General features: G+C 52.9%; 17 protein-coding genes and 2 pseudogenes. All 19 read right to left on the reverse strand.

All coding sequences use genetic code 11. The annotated features are described in order from the left end of the window. Nucleotides 1-11: 11 nt before the first annotated feature. The 19 genes and pseudogenes from rplM to P1S59_10060 all read right to left on the reverse strand — a co-directional run bounded on the left by rplM (nt 12) and on the right by P1S59_10060 (nt 17037). Nucleotides 12-440: a 50S ribosomal protein L13 gene (rplM, locus tag P1S59_09970; protein ID MDF1526578.1), complete on the reverse strand. Its 429-nt coding sequence runs from the start codon at nt 438-440 to the stop codon at nt 12-14. A gap of 449 nt (nt 441-889) precedes the next feature. Continuing rightward, the gene (locus P1S59_09975) at nt 890-1480 is read right to left on the reverse strand and encodes a Mut7-C RNAse domain-containing protein (GenBank protein MDF1526579.1); all 591 of its coding nucleotides are present in this window, start codon (nt 1478-1480) and stop codon (nt 890-892) included. A 66-nt stretch (nt 1481-1546) separates the two neighbouring features. After that, nucleotides 1547-2203: an MBL fold metallo-hydrolase gene (locus P1S59_09980; GenBank protein MDF1526580.1), complete on the reverse strand. Its 657-nt coding sequence runs from the start codon at nt 2201-2203 to the stop codon at nt 1547-1549. A 117-nt stretch (nt 2204-2320) separates the two neighbouring features. After that, nucleotides 2321-2488 carry a hypothetical protein gene (locus P1S59_09985; protein MDF1526581.1) on the reverse strand — a complete coding sequence of 56 codons (168 nt, stop codon included), beginning with the start codon at nt 2486-2488 and terminating at the stop codon, nt 2321-2323. A 156-nt stretch (nt 2489-2644) separates the two neighbouring features. Continuing rightward, nucleotides 2645-3670: an OmpA family protein gene (locus tag P1S59_09990; GenBank protein MDF1526582.1), complete on the reverse strand. Its 1026-nt coding sequence runs from the start codon at nt 3668-3670 to the stop codon at nt 2645-2647. A 205-nt stretch (nt 3671-3875) separates the two neighbouring features. Further along, nucleotides 3876-4754: a site-2 protease family protein gene (locus tag P1S59_09995; GenBank protein MDF1526583.1), complete on the reverse strand. Its 879-nt coding sequence runs from the start codon at nt 4752-4754 to the stop codon at nt 3876-3878. 198 nt (nt 4755-4952) lie between these two features. Then, nucleotides 4953-6032, reverse strand: a pseudogene (locus P1S59_10000) (IS5 family transposase). A gap of 167 nt (nt 6033-6199) precedes the next feature. Further along, nucleotides 6200-6913, reverse strand: a complete 714-nt coding sequence (locus P1S59_10005) for an HAD family hydrolase (protein ID MDF1526584.1) — start codon at nt 6911-6913, stop codon at nt 6200-6202. A gap of 30 nt (nt 6914-6943) precedes the next feature. Next, the gene (fabF, locus tag P1S59_10010) at nt 6944-8191 is read right to left on the reverse strand and encodes a beta-ketoacyl-ACP synthase II (GenBank protein MDF1526585.1); all 1248 of its coding nucleotides are present in this window, start codon (nt 8189-8191) and stop codon (nt 6944-6946) included. 24 nt (nt 8192-8215) lie between these two features. Beyond that, nucleotides 8216-8449 carry an acyl carrier protein gene (gene acpP, locus P1S59_10015; protein ID MDF1526586.1) on the reverse strand — a complete coding sequence of 78 codons (234 nt, stop codon included), beginning with the start codon at nt 8447-8449 and terminating at the stop codon, nt 8216-8218. Nucleotides 8450-8546: 97 nt separating this feature from the next. Further along, nucleotides 8547-9287 carry a 3-oxoacyl-[acyl-carrier-protein] reductase gene (gene fabG, locus P1S59_10020; protein ID MDF1526587.1) on the reverse strand — a complete coding sequence of 247 codons (741 nt, stop codon included), beginning with the start codon at nt 9285-9287 and terminating at the stop codon, nt 8547-8549. Then, the gene (gene fabD, locus P1S59_10025; protein MDF1526588.1) at nt 9287-10228 is read right to left on the reverse strand and encodes an ACP S-malonyltransferase; all 942 of its coding nucleotides are present in this window, start codon (nt 10226-10228) and stop codon (nt 9287-9289) included. The genes fabG and fabD overlap by 1 nt, the downstream gene beginning before the upstream one ends. Nucleotides 10229-10358: 130 nt before the next feature. Continuing rightward, nucleotides 10359-11561, reverse strand: a complete 1203-nt coding sequence (locus tag P1S59_10030) for an FAD-binding protein (protein ID MDF1526589.1) — start codon at nt 11559-11561, stop codon at nt 10359-10361. Between the two features lie 96 nt (nt 11562-11657). After that, the gene (locus tag P1S59_10035) at nt 11658-12443 is read right to left on the reverse strand and encodes an electron transfer flavoprotein subunit beta/FixA family protein (GenBank protein ID MDF1526590.1); all 786 of its coding nucleotides are present in this window, start codon (nt 12441-12443) and stop codon (nt 11658-11660) included. Between the two features lie 462 nt (nt 12444-12905). Continuing rightward, on the reverse strand, nt 12906-14063 hold the full coding sequence (locus P1S59_10040; GenBank protein MDF1526591.1) for an acyl-CoA dehydrogenase family protein: 1158 nt from the start codon (nt 14061-14063) through the stop codon (nt 12906-12908). Between the two features lie 100 nt (nt 14064-14163). Next, a complete protein-coding gene (locus P1S59_10045; GenBank protein ID MDF1526592.1) occupies nt 14164-15150 on the reverse strand; it encodes a ketoacyl-ACP synthase III in 987 nt (328 codons plus the stop codon). A 127-nt stretch (nt 15151-15277) separates the two neighbouring features. Next, nucleotides 15278-16261 (reverse strand): annotated as a pseudogene (plsX, locus tag P1S59_10050) (phosphate acyltransferase PlsX). A gap of 21 nt (nt 16262-16282) precedes the next feature. Beyond that, the gene (rpmF, locus tag P1S59_10055; GenBank protein MDF1526593.1) at nt 16283-16465 is read right to left on the reverse strand and encodes a 50S ribosomal protein L32; all 183 of its coding nucleotides are present in this window, start codon (nt 16463-16465) and stop codon (nt 16283-16285) included. A 44-nt stretch (nt 16466-16509) separates the two neighbouring features. Further along, entirely contained in the window at nt 16510-17037 is a 528-nt protein-coding gene (locus P1S59_10060; GenBank protein ID MDF1526594.1) for a DUF177 domain-containing protein, read from the reverse strand. Between the last annotated feature and the right edge of the window lie 898 nt (nt 17038-17935).

A 17935-nucleotide genomic window follows, 5' to 3' on the forward strand; every position in this document is an offset into this window, starting at 1 on the left:
ATTATCCCCGGTTAAATTACGATCTTTTCAGGCTGCTGCGCCGAGTGCGGATGATCGGGTCCGGCATACACCTTGAGCTTGGTTATCACCCGTGATGCGAGCCGGTTTTTGGGAAGCATCCCTTTTACCGCGATCTTGATGACCTGCTCCGGTTTACGATCGAGCATCTCTCTTGCACTCATACCTTTGATCCCGCCCGGATAACCTGAATGCCTGTAATACACTTTTGCATCCAGCTTATTGCCGGTCAGGCGCACCTTCTCGGCATTAACAATAATAACGAAATCGCCCGTATCCACATGATTTGTGAAAATAGGCTTGTGCTTTCCTCTGAGGATAGTAGCGACCCTGGTAGCAAGACGACCCAGGACCTGATCCTGGGCATCGATGACTACCCACTGCCGCTCGATGTCCTCTTTCTTTGCTGAATAAGTCTTCATAATATCTACCTCTATGCTGGAGTCGTTCACGGCGAACAGGAATAGTTAGTACAAATAGAGACGTATGTCAACAGGAGAACGTTGACACAGGAGAACTGGTTATGTAGTCAGTTGACAGCGTAATCAGTTGCTATGCGCCTGATTCCCCAGTGTAGAGTGCAGAGTGTAGAGTGCAGGGTGTAGAGTGCAGAGGGAAAACAGTGCAGGAGTGCAGAGTGCAAAAGACAGTCAAAGGCAATTTTAGGGCGGAGTATGCCACATACGCCAAGGCTATGGCGGACAAATGTCTCATATCTCAAAAAAGGCTGATTCAAGATTCTAGAATAATTAGGATCTTTCACCGCGTCTCCGTGTCTCCGCGTCAAGCGGTCTTAAAGTTCCATTCTCCCATGCTCCCAAGCGCCAACGCTCCCATGCAGGAATACAGTTCGCCCCTGGTCGAGCTGCCCTTAGCCCTCCATGGCCCCCCTCATCCACCTCACCACCTCCTCCATCCTCTCACTGTGCGTCCCTTTCCAGAAAACCTTTCCACAGGATGGACAATGGGTAAATATTTTCTGAGATTGGTAAATAAACGGCGGGACCTTGCCCTGGGCCTCGGTCGGGTCCATGGACAGGAGCAGGTTGTTGCATTCAAGACACCTGGAAAAGGGTACAAGAAGATCGCAGAAAGGCTTTAATTTTTCTGCGATGGAGAGGAATTCTTCCCTGATATCCTTGCCTGTGACAGGCCAGGCAAGGTCGTCCAGACTTCTGGAAAGGTCAATATTCCTGGTTAAAAGAATTCGGTTCTGGTTGCGGACAAGATACTTGAGCTCGCTGTCATCAGCATCGCCGGCATAGGCAGTGTCGATGCCGAGCAGCCTGAGTTTTTTCGCCAGGGAGCCGAGCATGCGGTCTGCGAGGAAGCGCGGCCGATCCATGGGATCAACCCGTCGGCCCATGTATCGGGGTGTCGGCGTCTCGGCGTGCCTGGGTAAAATAAAAAAAACCTCAATTGCTCTTCGTCGATACCCCGTTACTCCGAAACCCCGATACATTTGCCTGTACCTTGTGGCCGTTCTCTCGCCGATACCCCGACACCCCGTTCCGCCGATATCTGGCCCTTACGGCAGGTTCGCCGGATTCAAAACAAGGACACCCTCTGGAAGGTTTCCCGCTGTGACCTCTACCTCCGATCCCCCTTCCCACGAAACCTCTTTCCGGCCGGCAAGGAATTCGTTCACCGGCGCAATGGGAAAATCCGCACCTTCTGTTTTAAAGTGCATGGGGATCACCAGCCCCGGCCTCAGGGAATCGATGAGAGAATCCGCCTCGTGGCTGCCTATGGTGAAAAACCCGCCCACAGGCAGCATGAGGATGTCCACGGGCCTCAGCTGATGAGCTGTGGCATCGTTGAGAGTGTGTCCAATATCCCCCATGTGGCACAGGGCAATCCCATCCACCTCGAAACGAAAGATGATGTTGCCGCCTCGTTCCGACCCTTGGGAGGTGTCGTGGTAAGTGGAAACACCGAGGATTTTGATCCCGTCAACGGTTTTTGCACCCGCCTCATCCACAACCAGGGGGTTACCGGAAACGCTGGCGATGTGGTTGTGGTCCGAATGGCCATGGGAGACGAAAACAATTTCCGCCTCCTCCCCCACCAGCCGATACTTTACCGCCCCATCGTAAGAGCCCGGTTCGTAGGGATCAGTTATGATCCTGGTTCCGTTGTCCGCGGTCACGAGAAAGCATGAGTGTCCGATATATTTGATCTTCATTTCTTACCCCCAGTTCTATTAAGGATCCTCGTGAAAAGGGGAAGAGGAGAGGAGGAGAAAAGGAGACATAGCAAGGCTACCGTGACCCCCTTTTCACCTCTTCACCTTTTCTCCTCTTCATGCCTGATCCGATTCGACCTCCTTTTCCTCAGCCGGATCAGCGATCTCCTCCTTATGGACAGCGATAATACTGCGCACTGTGATCCCGGCTCCCTCAAGGGCTTTTTTCACCTCCGGCATCTTTGCGTCCGTTACCTTCACCAGAAAATTGCTGTTTGTAGCCACTGTAGTACCTCCGTTGCTTAGTTACGATCTCAAATCTCAGATCTCAAATCTCAAAGGAATCCAAAGTCCAAGATTCAAAATCCAAAATAAGATCTGGTGATTGGTTATTTATGACAAATGATTGGTTTTTCCATTCACCATTCACCATTCAAACATTTATTGCGTAGATTCCTGCGCCTCCGAGGTCCGCTCATAGGGGGGCAACAGAACGATCTCGATCCTTCTGTTGGCAGCCTTGCCTTTAGCTGTATCGTTCAGAGCCGTGGGCTGATACTCGCCGTACCCGGCCCCTGAGAGCTTCTGGGCGTCGATACCCACCTCACTTTGAAGGAAGTGGACCACCGCAAGCGCACGGCTGGCTGAAAGCTCCCAGTTCGTCGGGAATTTTTCCTGTAATTTCCCGCCGATGGGGTCGTTATCGCTGTGACCCTCGATCTGTATACGCTTGCCCTCAACCTTGGCAAGCTGGGCACCGACTCTCCTGAGAACCTCTATCCCGGAACCCTTCAGATCCGCCTTGCCGGAATCAAACAGGACCTTCGACTCCAGGTTAACGGATAGTCTGTCCTTCATCCTCCGGATCTGGATCTCGCCGGCCTCGATCTCACCTTTGAGGCTCCCAACCAGTTCATCGTAGGTGGCTTTGAGCTTCTCCAGTTCAACCTCCTTCTGTCTTTCCAATTCGCTGGTGCGGGCTTGAGCTGCGGCCAGATCACTTTTAGTCCTCTTCGCTTCGGCCTCGCGGACGGCAAGTTTTTCCCTGAGCTGGGCATTGGTGCCCTGGAGCTCCTTGCTGATCAGCATTGTCTCCTTGATCACCGCGGATTGGGATACCTCCTTTTTCTGGAGGATATCGCTCAACCTCTCGTTCTGAGACTTGAGTTCCTGGTTGACCGCCTTTTCAACAGTCAAATTATTCTGCAGCAGGTCCCGCTCGTCACTCACACTCCCCAGACTCGCGGTCAGTTCATTCACCCTTTTCCCTGAAGAGGCGAGATCGTCCTGGCACCTGGAAAGCTCGGTTCGAAGAGCCTTGTTGTCCTCCACCTGTAAGGTAAGTCTTTCGGCACAACTCCTGGCTTCACCTTCCTTTAACAGGTATTCTTTTTTACTGACGATACAGCTCGACAGGGAGACTGTAAGGGCAAGTATCAGAAGCATGGGTTTATATATAGTTTTCAAGGGCAGACCTCCTTTTGGTTAGTTTAACCGGGATACTATCCCAAATCATGTGGAAAGAGTCCAGAGGGAACAAATGTTACGTGTGTGCGTAGAGCGTGCCTGCGTTCATGCGTGAAATCTATAAAGCATCTGATTAGCGCCATAATACAGGGACCCACGTACGCATCTACGGAATTTCTCTGGACATTGGTCTTTGGGCTTTGGACTAGAGAATTGAAAACGGTGCGGGTACAAAGGTCAGAACGAATATGGCCAGTGCGCAATAACCTATTTTTCGCCTTCTGTCGTCCAGGGAGATCTGGGGAAGGAGAACCGGTGGATGCCGGACTCCGATAAAAACCAGCAGGAGGGCCCAGATAAGCCACCCTTCCCAGAAAAATACACCCATGGCGAGAAGACCAATGTGTACGACACGGGCTATGATGTTAAAGCAATCAGGGAAAAGGGCCATGGCGATGTGGCCGCCGTCCAGCTGCCCCACGGGCAGGAGGTTAAGAGAAGTGACGAACATCCCGATCCACCCGGCAAAAGCGACGGGGTGAAGAATAAGATCCGCGTTTATGGGAAGGTCACCCAATACAAATCTTTCCAGTAACAGCATCAGCAGGCTGTCCCCGAGAATGATTCCTCCTTCACCATTTCCTCCCGGAACGACCTTGGACATGGTCAACCCGACGATCAGGGCCGGGAGGGCCAGAAGGAACCCGCCGATGGGCCCTGAAGCTCCAATGTCCAGAAGGGCTCGTCTGTCCCAAATGGCCCCTTTCATCCGGATCACGGCGCCGAAGGTCCCGATGATGGATGGTGCGGGTATAAAGAAAGGGAGGGTGGAAGGGACTTTATGGGACCGTGATGCCAGGTAGTGAGACATCTCGTGCACCATCAGGATTCCCATAAGTGTTATGGAGAAAGGAAGTCCCTGGAATATGCCCATGGGCTGTTTCAGGAGGTTTACCCCCTGCTGGATCGCTCCGGCAGAGGTCGTAGTCAGAAAGGTGGTAACAAACAGAAAACCGGGGAGCCAGCGGCGCTCGGGCCTGGGGGTGGGGTCAGGAGTGACGTCGCGAAGGGACTCTGAACTCATCTCAAATCTCAAATCTCAAAAGTTCTTTAGTGCACATGTGTACCGGTGCACTAGCAGGCCGTTGAAAAATTGGTCTTTAGCCAGCCTTTTTTCTCGTAATGTACTTTTTTTCTGATCTTTGACAATTTGTTTTCGTTGGTTTTGAGCTGTTAACACCTTATTTAAGAGTGATGTTTTGTTGTTTTGTATCTCCTTATCCTAAGGTGCCCTGATCAGGTTGCGCATTCGAACCAGGTTGTAGGCCCTTGCTGTCAGTGTAAAAACACTCTCGACGCGATCAAGGCCTCGATGGCGTGTCTTACGCAAATACCCTGTCGTCTTGATCCAACCGAAGATTTCTTCAACCCGCTTGCGCACCTTCTGACTCACCTGGTAGCCCGCATGCCGTGTTGTTCGATCGTCGATGGCCTTACTGTTTACTTTCTTAGCCACATGAGGCGTTGCCGAGAGCCCACGCAAGCCGTTCACAAAATTCGGGACATCATAACCTTTGTCAGCTCCGACCGTTACGCGATGAGTGCCAGGGATATCTTCAACCATATCGAGACCAGCATCCCATTCGGCGGTTCCGTTGGCCAAGGTTAAGCGGCTGTCTACAATCAGACCGTTGCGGTTCTCCATCAGGGCATGGCCCATGAAGCAGATTTTCGACTCCTTGCCTAATCCCTTTCTAAGCAGCCTGGCGTCTGGATCCGTAATTGATTGATGGGTGTCGTTCTTGCGCTTTTACCCTTTGAAATCGACATCGGAGTTTCGCCCGCCGCTTGTTGGAGGAACCTGGTTGTTCTCGTCCTTGGGCCGAAAGCTCTTCATTGAAGCCCACGCTTCGATCAAGGTGCCATCAACAGTAAAATGTTCGTTTGACAGTAACCCTGCGCGCTCAGCCTGACCTTTAATTGCTTGAAAGAAAGCTGTGGCCACGCCATGCTGGATCAAACGGTCCCGGTTCTTGGAAAAAGTGGAGTGGTCCCAGACCTTATCGTCCATGGACATGCCCACGAATCAACGAAATAACAAATTGTAATCCAGTTGCTCGACCAGCATCCGCTCGCTGCGGATCGTGTAGAGCACTTGCAGCAATAAGGCACGCAGCAACTGTTCCGGAGGAATAGACGGACGGCCCACTTCAGAATACATGTCCTTGAATAACGGGGCCAGATCAGAAAAAGCTGTATCCACCATGTTCCGGATGGGTCGTAACGGATGGTCCTTGGGAACACGTGCTTCCGGTGATATATAACTGAACATGCCTTGCTGTTGTCTGTCCTCGCCGCGCATAACGTTTCTCCTTTAATAACAAACGGTTATGCGTATATTTATAACGAAAAAACAGCCATTACTCCAGTAAATTCAATAAATCAGATGGGCTGTTTTTCAACAACCTGCTAGGGCACTAAATCGCTTTCTTGTTAGCCTTATTCTACGTTCTACATTCCACATTCTGCCTAGTCCAGCCCGAGCATCGCGGCGAGATCCCCCAGACTCCCCCTGGCGTCAGGCTCGAGGTTCGATTTTCCCCGACTGATAATATGCCCCTCAACAAGAAACGTTCCCATTCCCGTTTCTGAAGCCGGCAGGTCCTGCTCCATGTCGTTCCCCACCATGAGACACTCAGAAGGGTCCACACGGAGGATAGAGCACAGCTCCATGTAATAATCTATTCTGGGTTTGCATGTGCTCATTGTCTCCAGCCCGGGAACGAAGCTAAAGGCATCAGGATCCACTCCGGACCACCGGAGCCTCTCGATTACCGCCAACGTCGGAAAGATGGGGTTAGTAGCCAGGCACAGGGTGTAACCCTCCGCCCCAGCCCTGGCAATAAATTGAGAAGCACCGGGTGCGGGCTTTCCATAACGACTCAGTGTTGGAAAAACATCCGTGTAGAACTGACGGAACCGTTGTTCAATATCGGGTATATCCATTCCGGTATAGTTTGAGAATGTACGGTTGAAACCTTCCAGGTTGGTCTCGCCATCGGATCTCGCCTCGACCATGATCGCTTCGGTGCCGCCGAACAGACCATTTCTGAACCGGTCCATGTCAAGAATATCCCGGAAGCATTGGTGCATGGCCTCAACCATGGGGCCGAGAAAAAAGGAAACCTCGATGTCAAGTAGGGTGCCATCGAGATCAAGAAGCAGGGTTGTGTACTTTTTCATATTGTGAGCAACGTTACCGCCCGGTAAATATCAGAGTACGAACTTCCTGAAAACCAGGCTGCCGTTGGTGCCGCCGAAGCCGTAGGTGTTTGACAGTGCCACATCCACGACCGTATCCCTGGCAGTATTGGGAACGTAATCGAGATCGCATTCCGGGTCCGGCTCTTCATAGTTAATGGTTGGAGGCAGCTTGTCTTCCATGACGGTCTTGATCGCCGCAACGGCTTCAACACCGCCAGCCGCACCCAGAAGGTGGCCGGTCATGGATTTCGTCGAACTGACAGGAATTTTGTAGGCTGCCTCACCGAAAAGACCCTTGATGGCCATCGTCTCGTACATGTCATTGTAATAGGTACTCGTTCCATGGGCATTTATGTAACTGACCTCTCCCGGATTGATCCTGCCATCACTTAACGCCGCCTTCATACACTGGATCGCACCAGCCCCACCCTCGGCAGGTGAGGTTATATGGTAGGCATCACCTGACATTCCGAACCCTGTGATCTCTGCCAGGATCTCGGCACCTCTTGCCCGTGCAAACTCAAGCTCCTCCAGGATGATAACGCCGGCTCCTTCTCCCATGACGAAGCCATCCCTGCCCTTGTCGAAAGGCCGGCTGGCAAGTTCAGGCTCGTCGTTACGGGTAGAAAGCGCTTTCATGGAATTGAACCCGGCAAAGGCCAAAGGTGTGATGGTGGCCTCAGTTCCGCCGGCAATGGCTGCATCCGCGTCACCGTACTGGATCATGCGGTAGGCCGTCCCGATGCTATGGGTACCCGTCGCGCAGGCTGTGACCACGCAGCTGTTAGGACCTTTGGCGCCGGTGATGATAGAGATGTGTCCTGCCGCGAGGTTGGCGATGGTCATGGGAATAAAAAAGGGTGTGACCTTTCGCGGCCCTTTTTCTCTCAGTACAGCGGCATACTTTTCAATGTATGGAAGGCCACCGAGGCCTGCTCCCACAACGACAGCGACGCGTTCAGCGTTGGTGTCATCGATGATCAGGTTCGAATGTTCCAAAGCCTCCAGTGCTGCGAAAATACCAAAGGGAATGAAAAGATCCATCTTGCGCAGATCTTTCCGATCGATCCTGAGCTCCGGATCGAACCCCTTAACCTCCGCGGCAATCGTAGTGGTGACCTGCTCTTCGTCGGCATCGAACCTGGTTATAGGGCCCACGCCGGAACGCCCCGCAAGCAAGCTGTCCCATGTAGCTTTCACATCAAGACCCAGGGGCGTTATCGCTCCAAGCCCAGTGACAACAACTCTTCTTCGCACAATAATTACCCTTTTGGAGTGTTATTAGGCGTTTTTTCCCTCGACATAGGTAATGGCATCCTGAACAGTCTGCATTTTTTCAGCATCCTCATCCGGGATCTCCAGATCGAAAGCTTCCTCGAAAGCCATGACCAGTTCCACCACATCCAGGGAGTCCGCTCCCAGATCGTTCACGAAGTGGGCCGTGTTGCCAATTCCTGCGGCGTCCTGGTTCAGCTGCTCTGCGATGATCTCTTTGACTTTTGCTCCAACGTCCATTTGAATTCCTCCTTATATTCAGTTTCTAGTGACTTGTTCCTAGTGAAGTGGTTTTTCAAAGTACCGGGTACCGGGTTTTAAGTGCTGAGTACTGATATCACATATACATCCCGCCGTTAACGTGCAAAACCTGTCCGGTGATATAGGAAGCGTCCTCCGAAACCAGAAACCTGACAGCAGCGGCAACGTCTTCAGGGGTTCCAAGTCGCCCGTTGGGTATCAGGTTGACAAGTTCCTCTCTGGCTTTATCCGGCAGGGCGTCAGTCATGGCGGTCTGGATAAAACCTGGCGCAACAGCGTTGACCGTGATCCCTCTTGCCGCCACCTCCCTTGCCAGGGACTTGGTGAAGCCAATAATACCAGCCTTGGAGGCCGCGTAGTTCGTCTGCCCGGCGTTACCCATGGCCCCCACCACAGAGGAGATATTTACGATCCGCCCGTCCCTTTGCTTCATCATAACGCGAATAACCGCTTTGGAGCACAGATACGTCCCTGTAAGGTTGATGTCTATTACCGACTGCCATGCGTCATCCGCCATCCTCATCATCAGTGAGTCCCGAGTGATACCGGCGTTGTTTATAAGGTAGTCGATACGCCCGTACTTTTCCGTAACTTTACTGGCCAACGCCTCAACATTGCCGGCATCCGCCACGTTAAGTTCAAAGGCAAGAGGGACACAACCGGCTGCAACTACCTCTGCCGCCGCCGCTTCCGCCGCTTCCAGATTGATGTCGGCAATAACCACATTGATGCCTGCCTCAGCAAAATCAAGGGCGATGGCCCGGCCGATACCCTGTCCACCTCCTGTAACAATGGCCAATTTCCTGTCCGACATCATCAAACCTCCAGAAATTCAACAGTAGATCCCAGATCCTCCGGGGCACCGAAGGATGCCGCGGCAACTTGTTTATCTATCCTTTTGATGAGACCTGCCAAAACCTTTCCAGGACCCAGTTCAAGGAAAGCTGTCACTCCCCGCTCAACCATTGCATTCACTGAATCCTCCCAAAGGACCGGGGAGGTTACCTGCCGGACGAGAGAGGGGACAACTTGAGTTCCCTCTTTAATGGCCACAGCTTCAGCGTTGTTTATCAGAAGGGTCTTTGGACTGTCAATCCGAATGTCCTTCAGGACCTTCTCCATACGTCTGGCGGCAGGTTCCATCAAAGCACAATGAAAGGGTGCGCTTACCGGTAACTCCACCGCCCGCTTTCCACCACGCTCTTTGAAAAGATCGATGGCACCGAGGACACCTGCCCTGTGACCTGCAATAACGATCTGTCCCGGGGCGTTGTAATTTGCTGCAGCCACCACCACTGAATCAGAGGATACTGCGTCACAGATATTGATAATTTGATCCCTGTCCATCCCGAGGAGCGCGGCCATGGCACCTTCGCCTGCAGGGACAGCTTCCTGCATGGCCCTGCCCCTTTCTCTGACTGCCTTAGCAGCATCTGTAAAACCGATGCTCCCGGCAGCAACGAGGGCCGAATATTCCCCCAGGCTGTGGCCGGCCACACATGCTGGTGCAAGGTCGATCTCCGCACCCAGGGCTCGCCAGGCAGCTACACTTACTGTCAGTATAGCCGGTTGGGTATTTTCAGTCAGGCGAAGATCCTCTTCGGGACCCTCAAAACACAAGCGGCCAAGGCTGAAACCCAGCGCTTCGTCGGCTTCAAGGAACGTATCCTTTGCCGCAGCAGACCACTGGGCCAGGTCCTTCCCCATTCCCACATACTGTGAACCCTGACCTGGGAAAACCAGTGCGAGAGTCACTATATACAACCTCGCAAATGTATCTTCGAGCAGTTAGCAGGGCGGTCACGCCTTGAGAGTGATCCCATGCCAGCCCCGCCGCTGGCCGGGCCGATGGCGGGACTATTTGGATGGTTTTTTTGCGACTCCATCACTATTGCCCTCTCGAGGCGTTCACCGAGCGTATGATCTCGGGAATTATCTGGAATGCGTCACCCACAAGGCCGTAGGTGGCCACATCAAAAATGGGGGCATCGGCATCCTTGTTGATAGCCACGATGACGTCCGAGGCCTGCATGCCCGCAAGGTGCTGGACAGCGCCAGATATGCCGCACGCTATGTAAAGCTTTGGCTGGACCGTCTTACCAGTCTGGCCGACCTGATGACTGTATGGGATCCACCCTGAATCTACCGCGCTGCGTGACGCACCCACAGCTCCGTTCAGAGCGAGGGCGAGTTCCTCAATGATCTTGAACCCTTCAGGACCACCCAGCCCGCGCCCCCCGGAAACGATGATATCGGCCTCTGCCAGGTTCACGGTGTCAATGATATCTTCTACCACCTCCAGAACCTTTGTCCGGTTATCCATCCTGTTCTCATCAACACCGCTTATCGTGTGAACCTCACCTTTATGATGAGAGTCCTTTACCGCCGCAGCCATGACCTTGTGGCGTACCGTTGCCATCTGGGGTCTGTGCAGCGGACAAACGATAGTAGCCATGATATTTCCGCCGAAGGCTGGCCTCGTCTGCATGAGATCACCCGTTTCAGGATCGATATCCAGGGCGGTACAGTCAGCTGTTAGTCCCGTGTTCACACGGGATGCGACCATAGGGATGAAGGAGCGCCCCATAAAAGTGGCGCCAGCAAGGACGATGGATGGCTTTCGCTCCTCAATGAGATCGCTCAAAACAGACGCATAAGGTCCGTCATTGAACTGGGCAAGAGAAGGATCATCGACATACAGGACTTCATCGGCGCCGTAATGAACCAACTCTCGTGCCGCTTCCTCCATGGCATGACCTAGGAGGACAGCGGTGAGCTTTTCCCCCGTCTTTTCCGCCAGTTTTCTTCCAGCGCCCAGAAGTTCCATGGCCACTGTGGAGGTTTTACCGTTCCGCTGTTCGGCAAAGATCCAGATCCCCGAATAAGCATTTTTATCAAGATCGGGCAGTTCTACCTTGCTCTCTTCCTGGATAATGGCCTCAACAGGGCACGCCTCGATGCAGGCCAGACAAATGGTGCACTTTTCGTTTATCCATGCAGCACCATCCACCATCTCGATGGCTTCGTAGGGGCAGGAGGCCAGACACGCTTCGCAACCGTTGCACTCTTCTTTGATGACGATAACAGCCATTAGAAACTCCTGAAAAAACAATCTCAAATCTCAAATCTCAAAAAGATAAAAACCTGGTTCTTTTTTAAACTTGAAACCTGAAACTTGAAACCTGGTTTATAGAATTTTCTGTTCCTTCAGCCCTTTTACGAGCTTTACAGCCATTTCTGCAGGCTCCTCCTGCCACTTCACACCGGAGCGCGACAGGTCGGGGGAGAAGATCTTCACAACACGGGTCGGGGAACCGTCGAGGCCGAGGTGAGGATCCTTCACATCCAGGTCCTCCCTCGTGAAGGTGGTGATCTCGGCTTTTTTCGCCTTCATTTTGCCTTTAAGGGAGGGCATCCTGGGTTCGTTTATCTCTTTGACCACTGTTATGAGTCCCGGAAGAGGAAGGTTCACAACCTCGTAGCCTTCTTCGAACATCCTCTCCACCACCATCTCATTGGAGCCAACTGTGTGCACCTTTTTGATGAAAGCTACGAAGGGGATCCCGAGCTGATCGGCAAGAGACGGGCCCACCTGGGCGGTATCTCCATCAATGGCCTGCTTCCCGCAGATAATGAGGTCGATCGGTCCCATCTTCCTGATAGCGGCAGCCAGGGTGTACGCTGTTGCCCAGGTGTCGGATCCGGCGAAAGCGCGATCGCTCACCAGGTAAACCTCATCAACGCCCAGGGCCACCGCCTCCCGCAGGGCCGTCTCCGCCTGGGGAGGACCCATGGTCAGCACCTTGACAATACCGCCGTGCTCTTCCCTGAGTCGGACACCCTCCTCGATAGCGTACATGTCGAAGGGGTTTATTATGCTCTCGACACCTTCCCTCATCAGGGTGTTGGTTTCGGGGTTTATTTTGACTTTTGTCGTCTCGGGAACTTGCTTTATACACACAACAATATTCATGGGGACCTCTGGTTTAATACGGCTCGCCTTAGCACGGCATCTTCTGCCTCTAATCGTTAATTTTAAACGATCTTCTTTCCCCTTGAGGGGGGAAGACCGAGATGGGGGTGATAGATTTCACCCTCCCCTCAATCCCCTCCTCTCAAGGGAGGGGAAGATCAAGGAATCATCTACTTGAAAGGCCTCCGGTTTCCTCGGAACTCTGGCCTTGAATCTACCCTACTCTGACAAGCCTCAAATCATTGGTTTATGCGGTGCGCGATAAAAGGCAATCTGCTGCAATTCGAGTCCTAAGAGATAGGTGATAAGAGATAAGAAAAATCCGATGCTCACTTATCACTTGTACCTGGCACCTGGGACTTCGAAATACCCGTTCTCCCACACCTGTTTTAAGATAAAAATAAGTATCGGTGTATTGGTGTTTAACCCCGACACCCCCATACCCCGGCACCCCGTTACAGGTTAACTTTTCCTGGCGTACTCCTTAATGAGTGCTGCCCCGATGACGTTACGCTGGATCTGGTTGGTTCCCTCGTAGATCTGGAGGATCTTGGCGTCACGCATCATCTTCTCCACCGGGTACTCCTTCATGTATCCGTAACCACCGAGGACCTGAACCGCGTTGGTTGTGACCTCCATGGCCACGTCAGACGCATACAGTTTTGTCATGGCCGAGACCTTGGATATATCCTTGGCTCCGCTGCCGACATACCGGGCCACCGCATAGGTGAGGGCCCTGGCAGCTTCTGTCCTGGTGGCCATGTCCGCCAGCATGTGCTGAACTGCCTGGAACCCGATGATAGGCTGACCGAACTGATGCCTCTCACGAGCGTAGTTAACGGCAACATCCAGAGCTCCCTTGGAAACTCCCACGCCCTGGGCTGCAATACCAGGCCTGGACATGTCCAGGGTCTTCATGGCCACCATGAACCCCATGCCTTCCTTTGAGATCAGGTTCTCGGCCGGAATGCGGCAGTCCTCGAAGACCAGCTCACGGGTGGCCGAAGCCCTGATACCCATCTTGTTCTCCTTCTTGCCGAAGGAAAAACCTTCTGTACCCTTTTCGACGATAAACGCGGACGCACCCCTGGCACCCTTGGACTTATCGGTGATAGCAATAACAGTGTAAATCTCGGCCTCACCACCGTTGGTGATCCACTGTTTGGTCCCGTTAAGGATATAGGAACCACCATCCTTGACGGCCGTCGTCCTGACTCCGCCTGCGTCGCTGCCTGCGTTGGCCTCAGTCAGACCGAAGGCAGCCAGTTTTTCCCCGGAGGCGATATCTGGAAGGTATTTACTTTTCTGTTCTTCGTTGCCGTACAAAAGGATGGGGTAAGCGCCCAACCCCGAGGCGGCGAAGCTTACAGAAACAGCCAGACACGCTGTGGACAGTTCCTCAACTGCGATAGTAGTGTCGAGTGTGCCAAGACCCATCCCGCCATACTCCTCCGGGATGTTAATACCGAAGAGATCTGACTGTCCGCAGATCTTCAGGATCTCCGTGGGGAACTCCTGGGTTTCGTCCAGTTCCTCCCGGACAGGAACAATCTTCTCCTGAGCGATCTGCCGGGCTATTTCCTGGATGGCTTGCTGCTCTTCTGTAAAAAAGTAGTCCATTTAGAACCTCCATGCCTTCCTTCAAGACTGAATTTTCCCTGCTCTCTTCCTGGGACCAGGTCGAAGACAACGTAATGAAAAAAATATTGATTAAAGTGTTTTACCAGCGGACCAGAACGGCCCCCCATGTGAGTCCGCCGCCAAAAGCCTCAAGAAGTACCATGTCGCCTTTTTTGATCCGTTTGCTTCGTACCGCTGCGTCGAGGGCCAACGGTACCGATGCGGCTGAAGTGTTGCCATGTATGTCAACGGTGACGATGACCTTCTCCATGGGTAATTTAAGCTTCCTGGCGGTGGCCTGGATTATCCTCAGGTTGGCCTGGTGGGGAACCAGGAAATCAATGTCCTCCTCACCGAGGCCATTTGCTTCCATAACCTCGTCAACAACCTCGCTCAGTCGGGTAACAGCCACCTTGAAAACCTCGTGACCGCGCATCTTGAGCGTGTTGAGCTTCTGATCAATGGCTTCCTTGGAGATGGGCATCCTTGACACACCGGCCGGCACGTAAAGGAGCTCTGCCATGCTTCCATCGCTATGGAGATGGGTCGAAATGATGCCCCTTTCCGAATCCTCCCCCGGTACGAGCACTGCCGCTCCGGCGCCGTCGCCGAAAAGTATGCAGGTGTCCCTGTCCTCCCAATCCAGAAACTTGCTGAGCACCTCCGCTCCTATTACAAGCACCTTCTGGTAGGTACCGGTCTTAATGAAAAGATCCCCTACTGTCAGAGCATAGATGAATCCGGTACAGGCCGCCTCCAGATCAAAAGCTGCCGCCTTGGCAGCTCCCAGGTTCCGCTGGACAAAACCCGCAGTTGAAGGGAAATAATGATCAGGGGTCAGGGTCGCCACGATTATCAGGTCCAGTTCCGCCGGGTCCACTCCCGCCATCTCCAGGGCAGCTCGTGCCGCCTTGGTGGCCAGGTCGGAGGTAGCTTCTTCGGGCGACGCCAAATGCCTTTCGCGGATACCTGTCCTGGAAATGATCCAGTCAGCAGAGGTATCGATCATTTTCTCCAGGTCGAAGTTGGTCAGAACCTTCTCCGGAAGGTATGACCCTGTTCCCGCAATAACCGTTCTGGTATTCATGGATGCGATATCAGTCACCCCTGTCTGGGGAATTCGAGTCTTTCAGGTCCATGTCCATCTTTTTTTCCTTTATATGATCGATGACCTGATGGACCTTTTCCCCGAAACTCTGCCGGAGCTCCGCACTGGATTCCACCTCTTCACGGACACGCATGGCCACCTTCGTCCTTGCATAGTCGAAGGAGATCCTGATGGCGTTCTTGATCGCTACCGGGTTGGAGCGGCCATGGGCGATCACCCCTATACCGTCAAGTCCAAGGAGGAGGGCGCCCCCGGTCTCGGAATAATCAAACCGCTGCTTGAAGCGCTTTAAGGCAGGCCGCATGAAAAGGTAACCGAAGCGTCCCAGCAGTGAGGCCTTGATCTCCGCTTTCAATCGGGTAGCGAGGACCTGAACCACACCTTCCCCTGTCTTGAGCGCAACATTTCCCACGAAACCATCACATACGATAACGTCCACAACATCATTGAAGATGTCCCCTCCCTCGACGTTACCGTGAAAGTTGAGGTCGCTCTTTTTCAGTATCTTGTAGGTGGTCCTGACAACCTCGTTCCCCTTCCCAGCCTCTTCACCGATACTCAGGAGCCCGACTTTGGGACGGTCTATACCGAGGGCGTAACGGGCAAGAGCATGGCCCATGAAAGCGAACTGCACAAGATTGTGCACCTTGCTGTCAACGTTGGCTCCAGCGTCGAGAAGAACAACTTTTCCGTTTGCCGTGGGGAGGACCGATCCGATACAAGGCCTGTCCACGCCGGGCAGTGTGCCCAGGACGATGAGTCCTGCGAGCATTGCTGCACCGCTATTGCCCGCTGACATGGCGGCGTCGGCTTCGCCTGACTGGACCAGTTCAAAGATCCGCTTGATGGAGGCATCGTGTTTGTGGTTCAGGGCCTTGCGGGGAAACTCATCCATGCGCACGACCTCTGAGGCGTGCTTGATGATGATCTTCCCCTCGGGATGGGAATGATTTGCCAGAAGAGGCTCGATCACTTCCCGGTCACCCACCAGGATGACCGTACAATCGAGTTCGCGCACGGCAAGTGCAGCTCCCTCAACGACAGCTTGGGGAGCGTGGTCGCCTCCCATGGCATCAACTGCGATCTTCACGGCTGTCTATCCGAGGGCTTTTCAGACCTCTTTGATCTCCATAACCTTCCGGTCACGGTAGAATCCACAGTGGTTGCAGACCCTGTGGGGCATCTTGGCCTCCCCGCACTTTGAACACACGCTCGTAGCAGGTGATGGCAGGGCATCGTGAGACCGCCTTCGTCTCGTGCGGGATTTTGCCATTTTTTGCTTTGGGACTGGCATAGTATTCTCCTTCTCCTAGCCTAATGCACACCTTGGTGCCCGGCTCATTTCTTATGGTCAATCTGAAATTTAAGATCTTTGAGGGCGCTCCACCGCGGATCGGTTTCCGGCTCGCATCCACAGGTTCCCAATGTCTTATCCGTTCCGCATTCAGGACAGATCCCGCGGCAGTCGTCCTGGCACAGCGGTTTCATCGGAAGGCTGAGGGAGATCTGCTCCGCGGCAAGGTGACCTATATCCAGGGTATCACCGCGAAAGAACGCAACATCAAGATCGTCCGAACCCAGTTCTTTTTCATGGGCAGTTCTATCCAGATCCAGAACAGGCCTGAGTTCAATATCAACCTTTTCATGGATCTCGGCAATAAAATCCTTCAGGCAGCGGGCACACGTTAACTGTACTTTACCACCGACATTTCCGCGAACAAAAACCTCTTGTCCTATTTTCTTTATCTGAAGGGAACCTTTAACCGGTCCCAGGATATTCATTTCCTGGACTGCCGGATCATCGGAATCCAGTTCAAGCTCAATTTCCATTTCCTCCTGGAGTATATCCTCAAGATGTATCAGCATTATAGTCCTCCGAAGGTGAATAGAAATAGATACCGGATGAATAACCCTTTGTCAATTGAGGAACATGAGCTTGTGAATAGGTTAACTTCCGTGATTGGTGACTGGTGATTCGTGATTAGAAAAATAGCTGATCCCATGAGAGCGGTTATTTTTACCGCAGAGGACGCGGAGGAGGTCCCAGGTCCAGGGGAAAAAACATTTCCCTTGATTGCGACAAAAACCTTAACGCAGAGGGCCGCCCATTAAGAGGCACCTTGTCAAGGCACAAAAAAATTTATTACATGAGCCTGTGCCCTGCATTTTCGTATCTGATATAAGCTCACTCGTTGCACCCTTGTTTTCATCATATCAGGCGTCAGCCTCAGCTGCACCAGCCACCCATCAGGATCAAGACCAGTCATTCAGGTCCCTGTCACATTCCGTGACCCAGAAAACCTTCGGTTCCGTCCCGCATCCAATATAAAAACGCGCACACAGCTAATGGTTATTAACCAGCCTCATTTCGGCTTACGGGACAGGCAGCGAGGATCTTTCTATCAGTTATGTATTGGCGGGAACCGTTTCCAATCACAGGTAGTGGTTTTTCCACCCTCTGCCGTGGTTCCCCGTTCCCGCCAAGCCCTATGCGAACAGTTTCTCCGGATCAAAGGGCACATGGTCGCGCATGATGTAATAAACTGCCCTTGCCAATTTGTGAGCCAGTGCCGTATGTGCAATCATTCTATTGGTTTTATTCATCTTGCGGTCGTAATAGGCTCGAACCGTATGTTGTCTCGGCGGGCACACTCCGAGGCCTCAGAGAAAGCCCAGGCCAGATACTTGATCCCGTTTTTTATGTTGCCTTTGCCCTTGCGCTTGTCGTTGCTCGTCCATCGGCTGGGAACCTTCCGACAGTAAG

This window comes from bacterium, from assembly GCA_029210965.1.
Lineage (GTDB): Bacteria > BMS3Abin14 > BMS3Abin14 > BMS3Abin14 > BMS3Abin14 > JALHUC01.

Coding starts and splice junctions, on each gene's coding strand:
- rplM (MDF1526578.1), bottom strand. CDS start 440: ATGAAGACTTATTCAGCAAAGAAAGAGGACATCGAGCGGCAGTGGGTA.
- P1S59_09975 (MDF1526579.1), bottom strand. CDS start 1,480: ATGTATCGGGGTTTCGGAGTAACGGGGTATCGACGAAGAGCAATTGAG.
- P1S59_09980 (MDF1526580.1), bottom strand. CDS start 2,203: ATGAAGATCAAATATATCGGACACTCATGCTTTCTCGTGACCGCGGAC.
- P1S59_09995 (MDF1526583.1), bottom strand. CDS start 4,754: ATGAGTTCAGAGTCCCTTCGCGACGTCACTCCTGACCCCACCCCCAGG.
- P1S59_10005 (MDF1526584.1), bottom strand. CDS start 6,913: ATGAAAAAGTACACAACCCTGCTTCTTGATCTCGATGGCACCCTACTT.
- acpP (MDF1526586.1), bottom strand. CDS start 8,449: ATGGACGTTGGAGCAAAAGTCAAAGAGATCATCGCAGAGCAGCTGAAC.
- fabG (MDF1526587.1), bottom strand. CDS start 9,287: ATGATGTCGGACAGGAAATTGGCCATTGTTACAGGAGGTGGACAGGGT.
- P1S59_10030 (MDF1526589.1), bottom strand. CDS start 11,561: ATGGCTGTTATCGTCATCAAAGAAGAGTGCAACGGTTGCGAAGCGTGT.
- P1S59_10035 (MDF1526590.1), bottom strand. CDS start 12,443: ATGAATATTGTTGTGTGTATAAAGCAAGTTCCCGAGACGACAAAAGTC.
- P1S59_10040 (MDF1526591.1), bottom strand. CDS start 14,063: ATGGACTACTTTTTTACAGAAGAGCAGCAAGCCATCCAGGAAATAGCC.
- P1S59_10045 (MDF1526592.1), bottom strand. CDS start 15,150: ATGAATACCAGAACGGTTATTGCGGGAACAGGGTCATACCTTCCGGAG.
- rpmF (MDF1526593.1), bottom strand. CDS start 16,465: ATGCCAGTCCCAAAGCAAAAAATGGCAAAATCCCGCACGAGACGAAGG.
- P1S59_10060 (MDF1526594.1), bottom strand. CDS start 17,037: ATGCTGATACATCTTGAGGATATACTCCAGGAGGAAATGGAAATTGAG.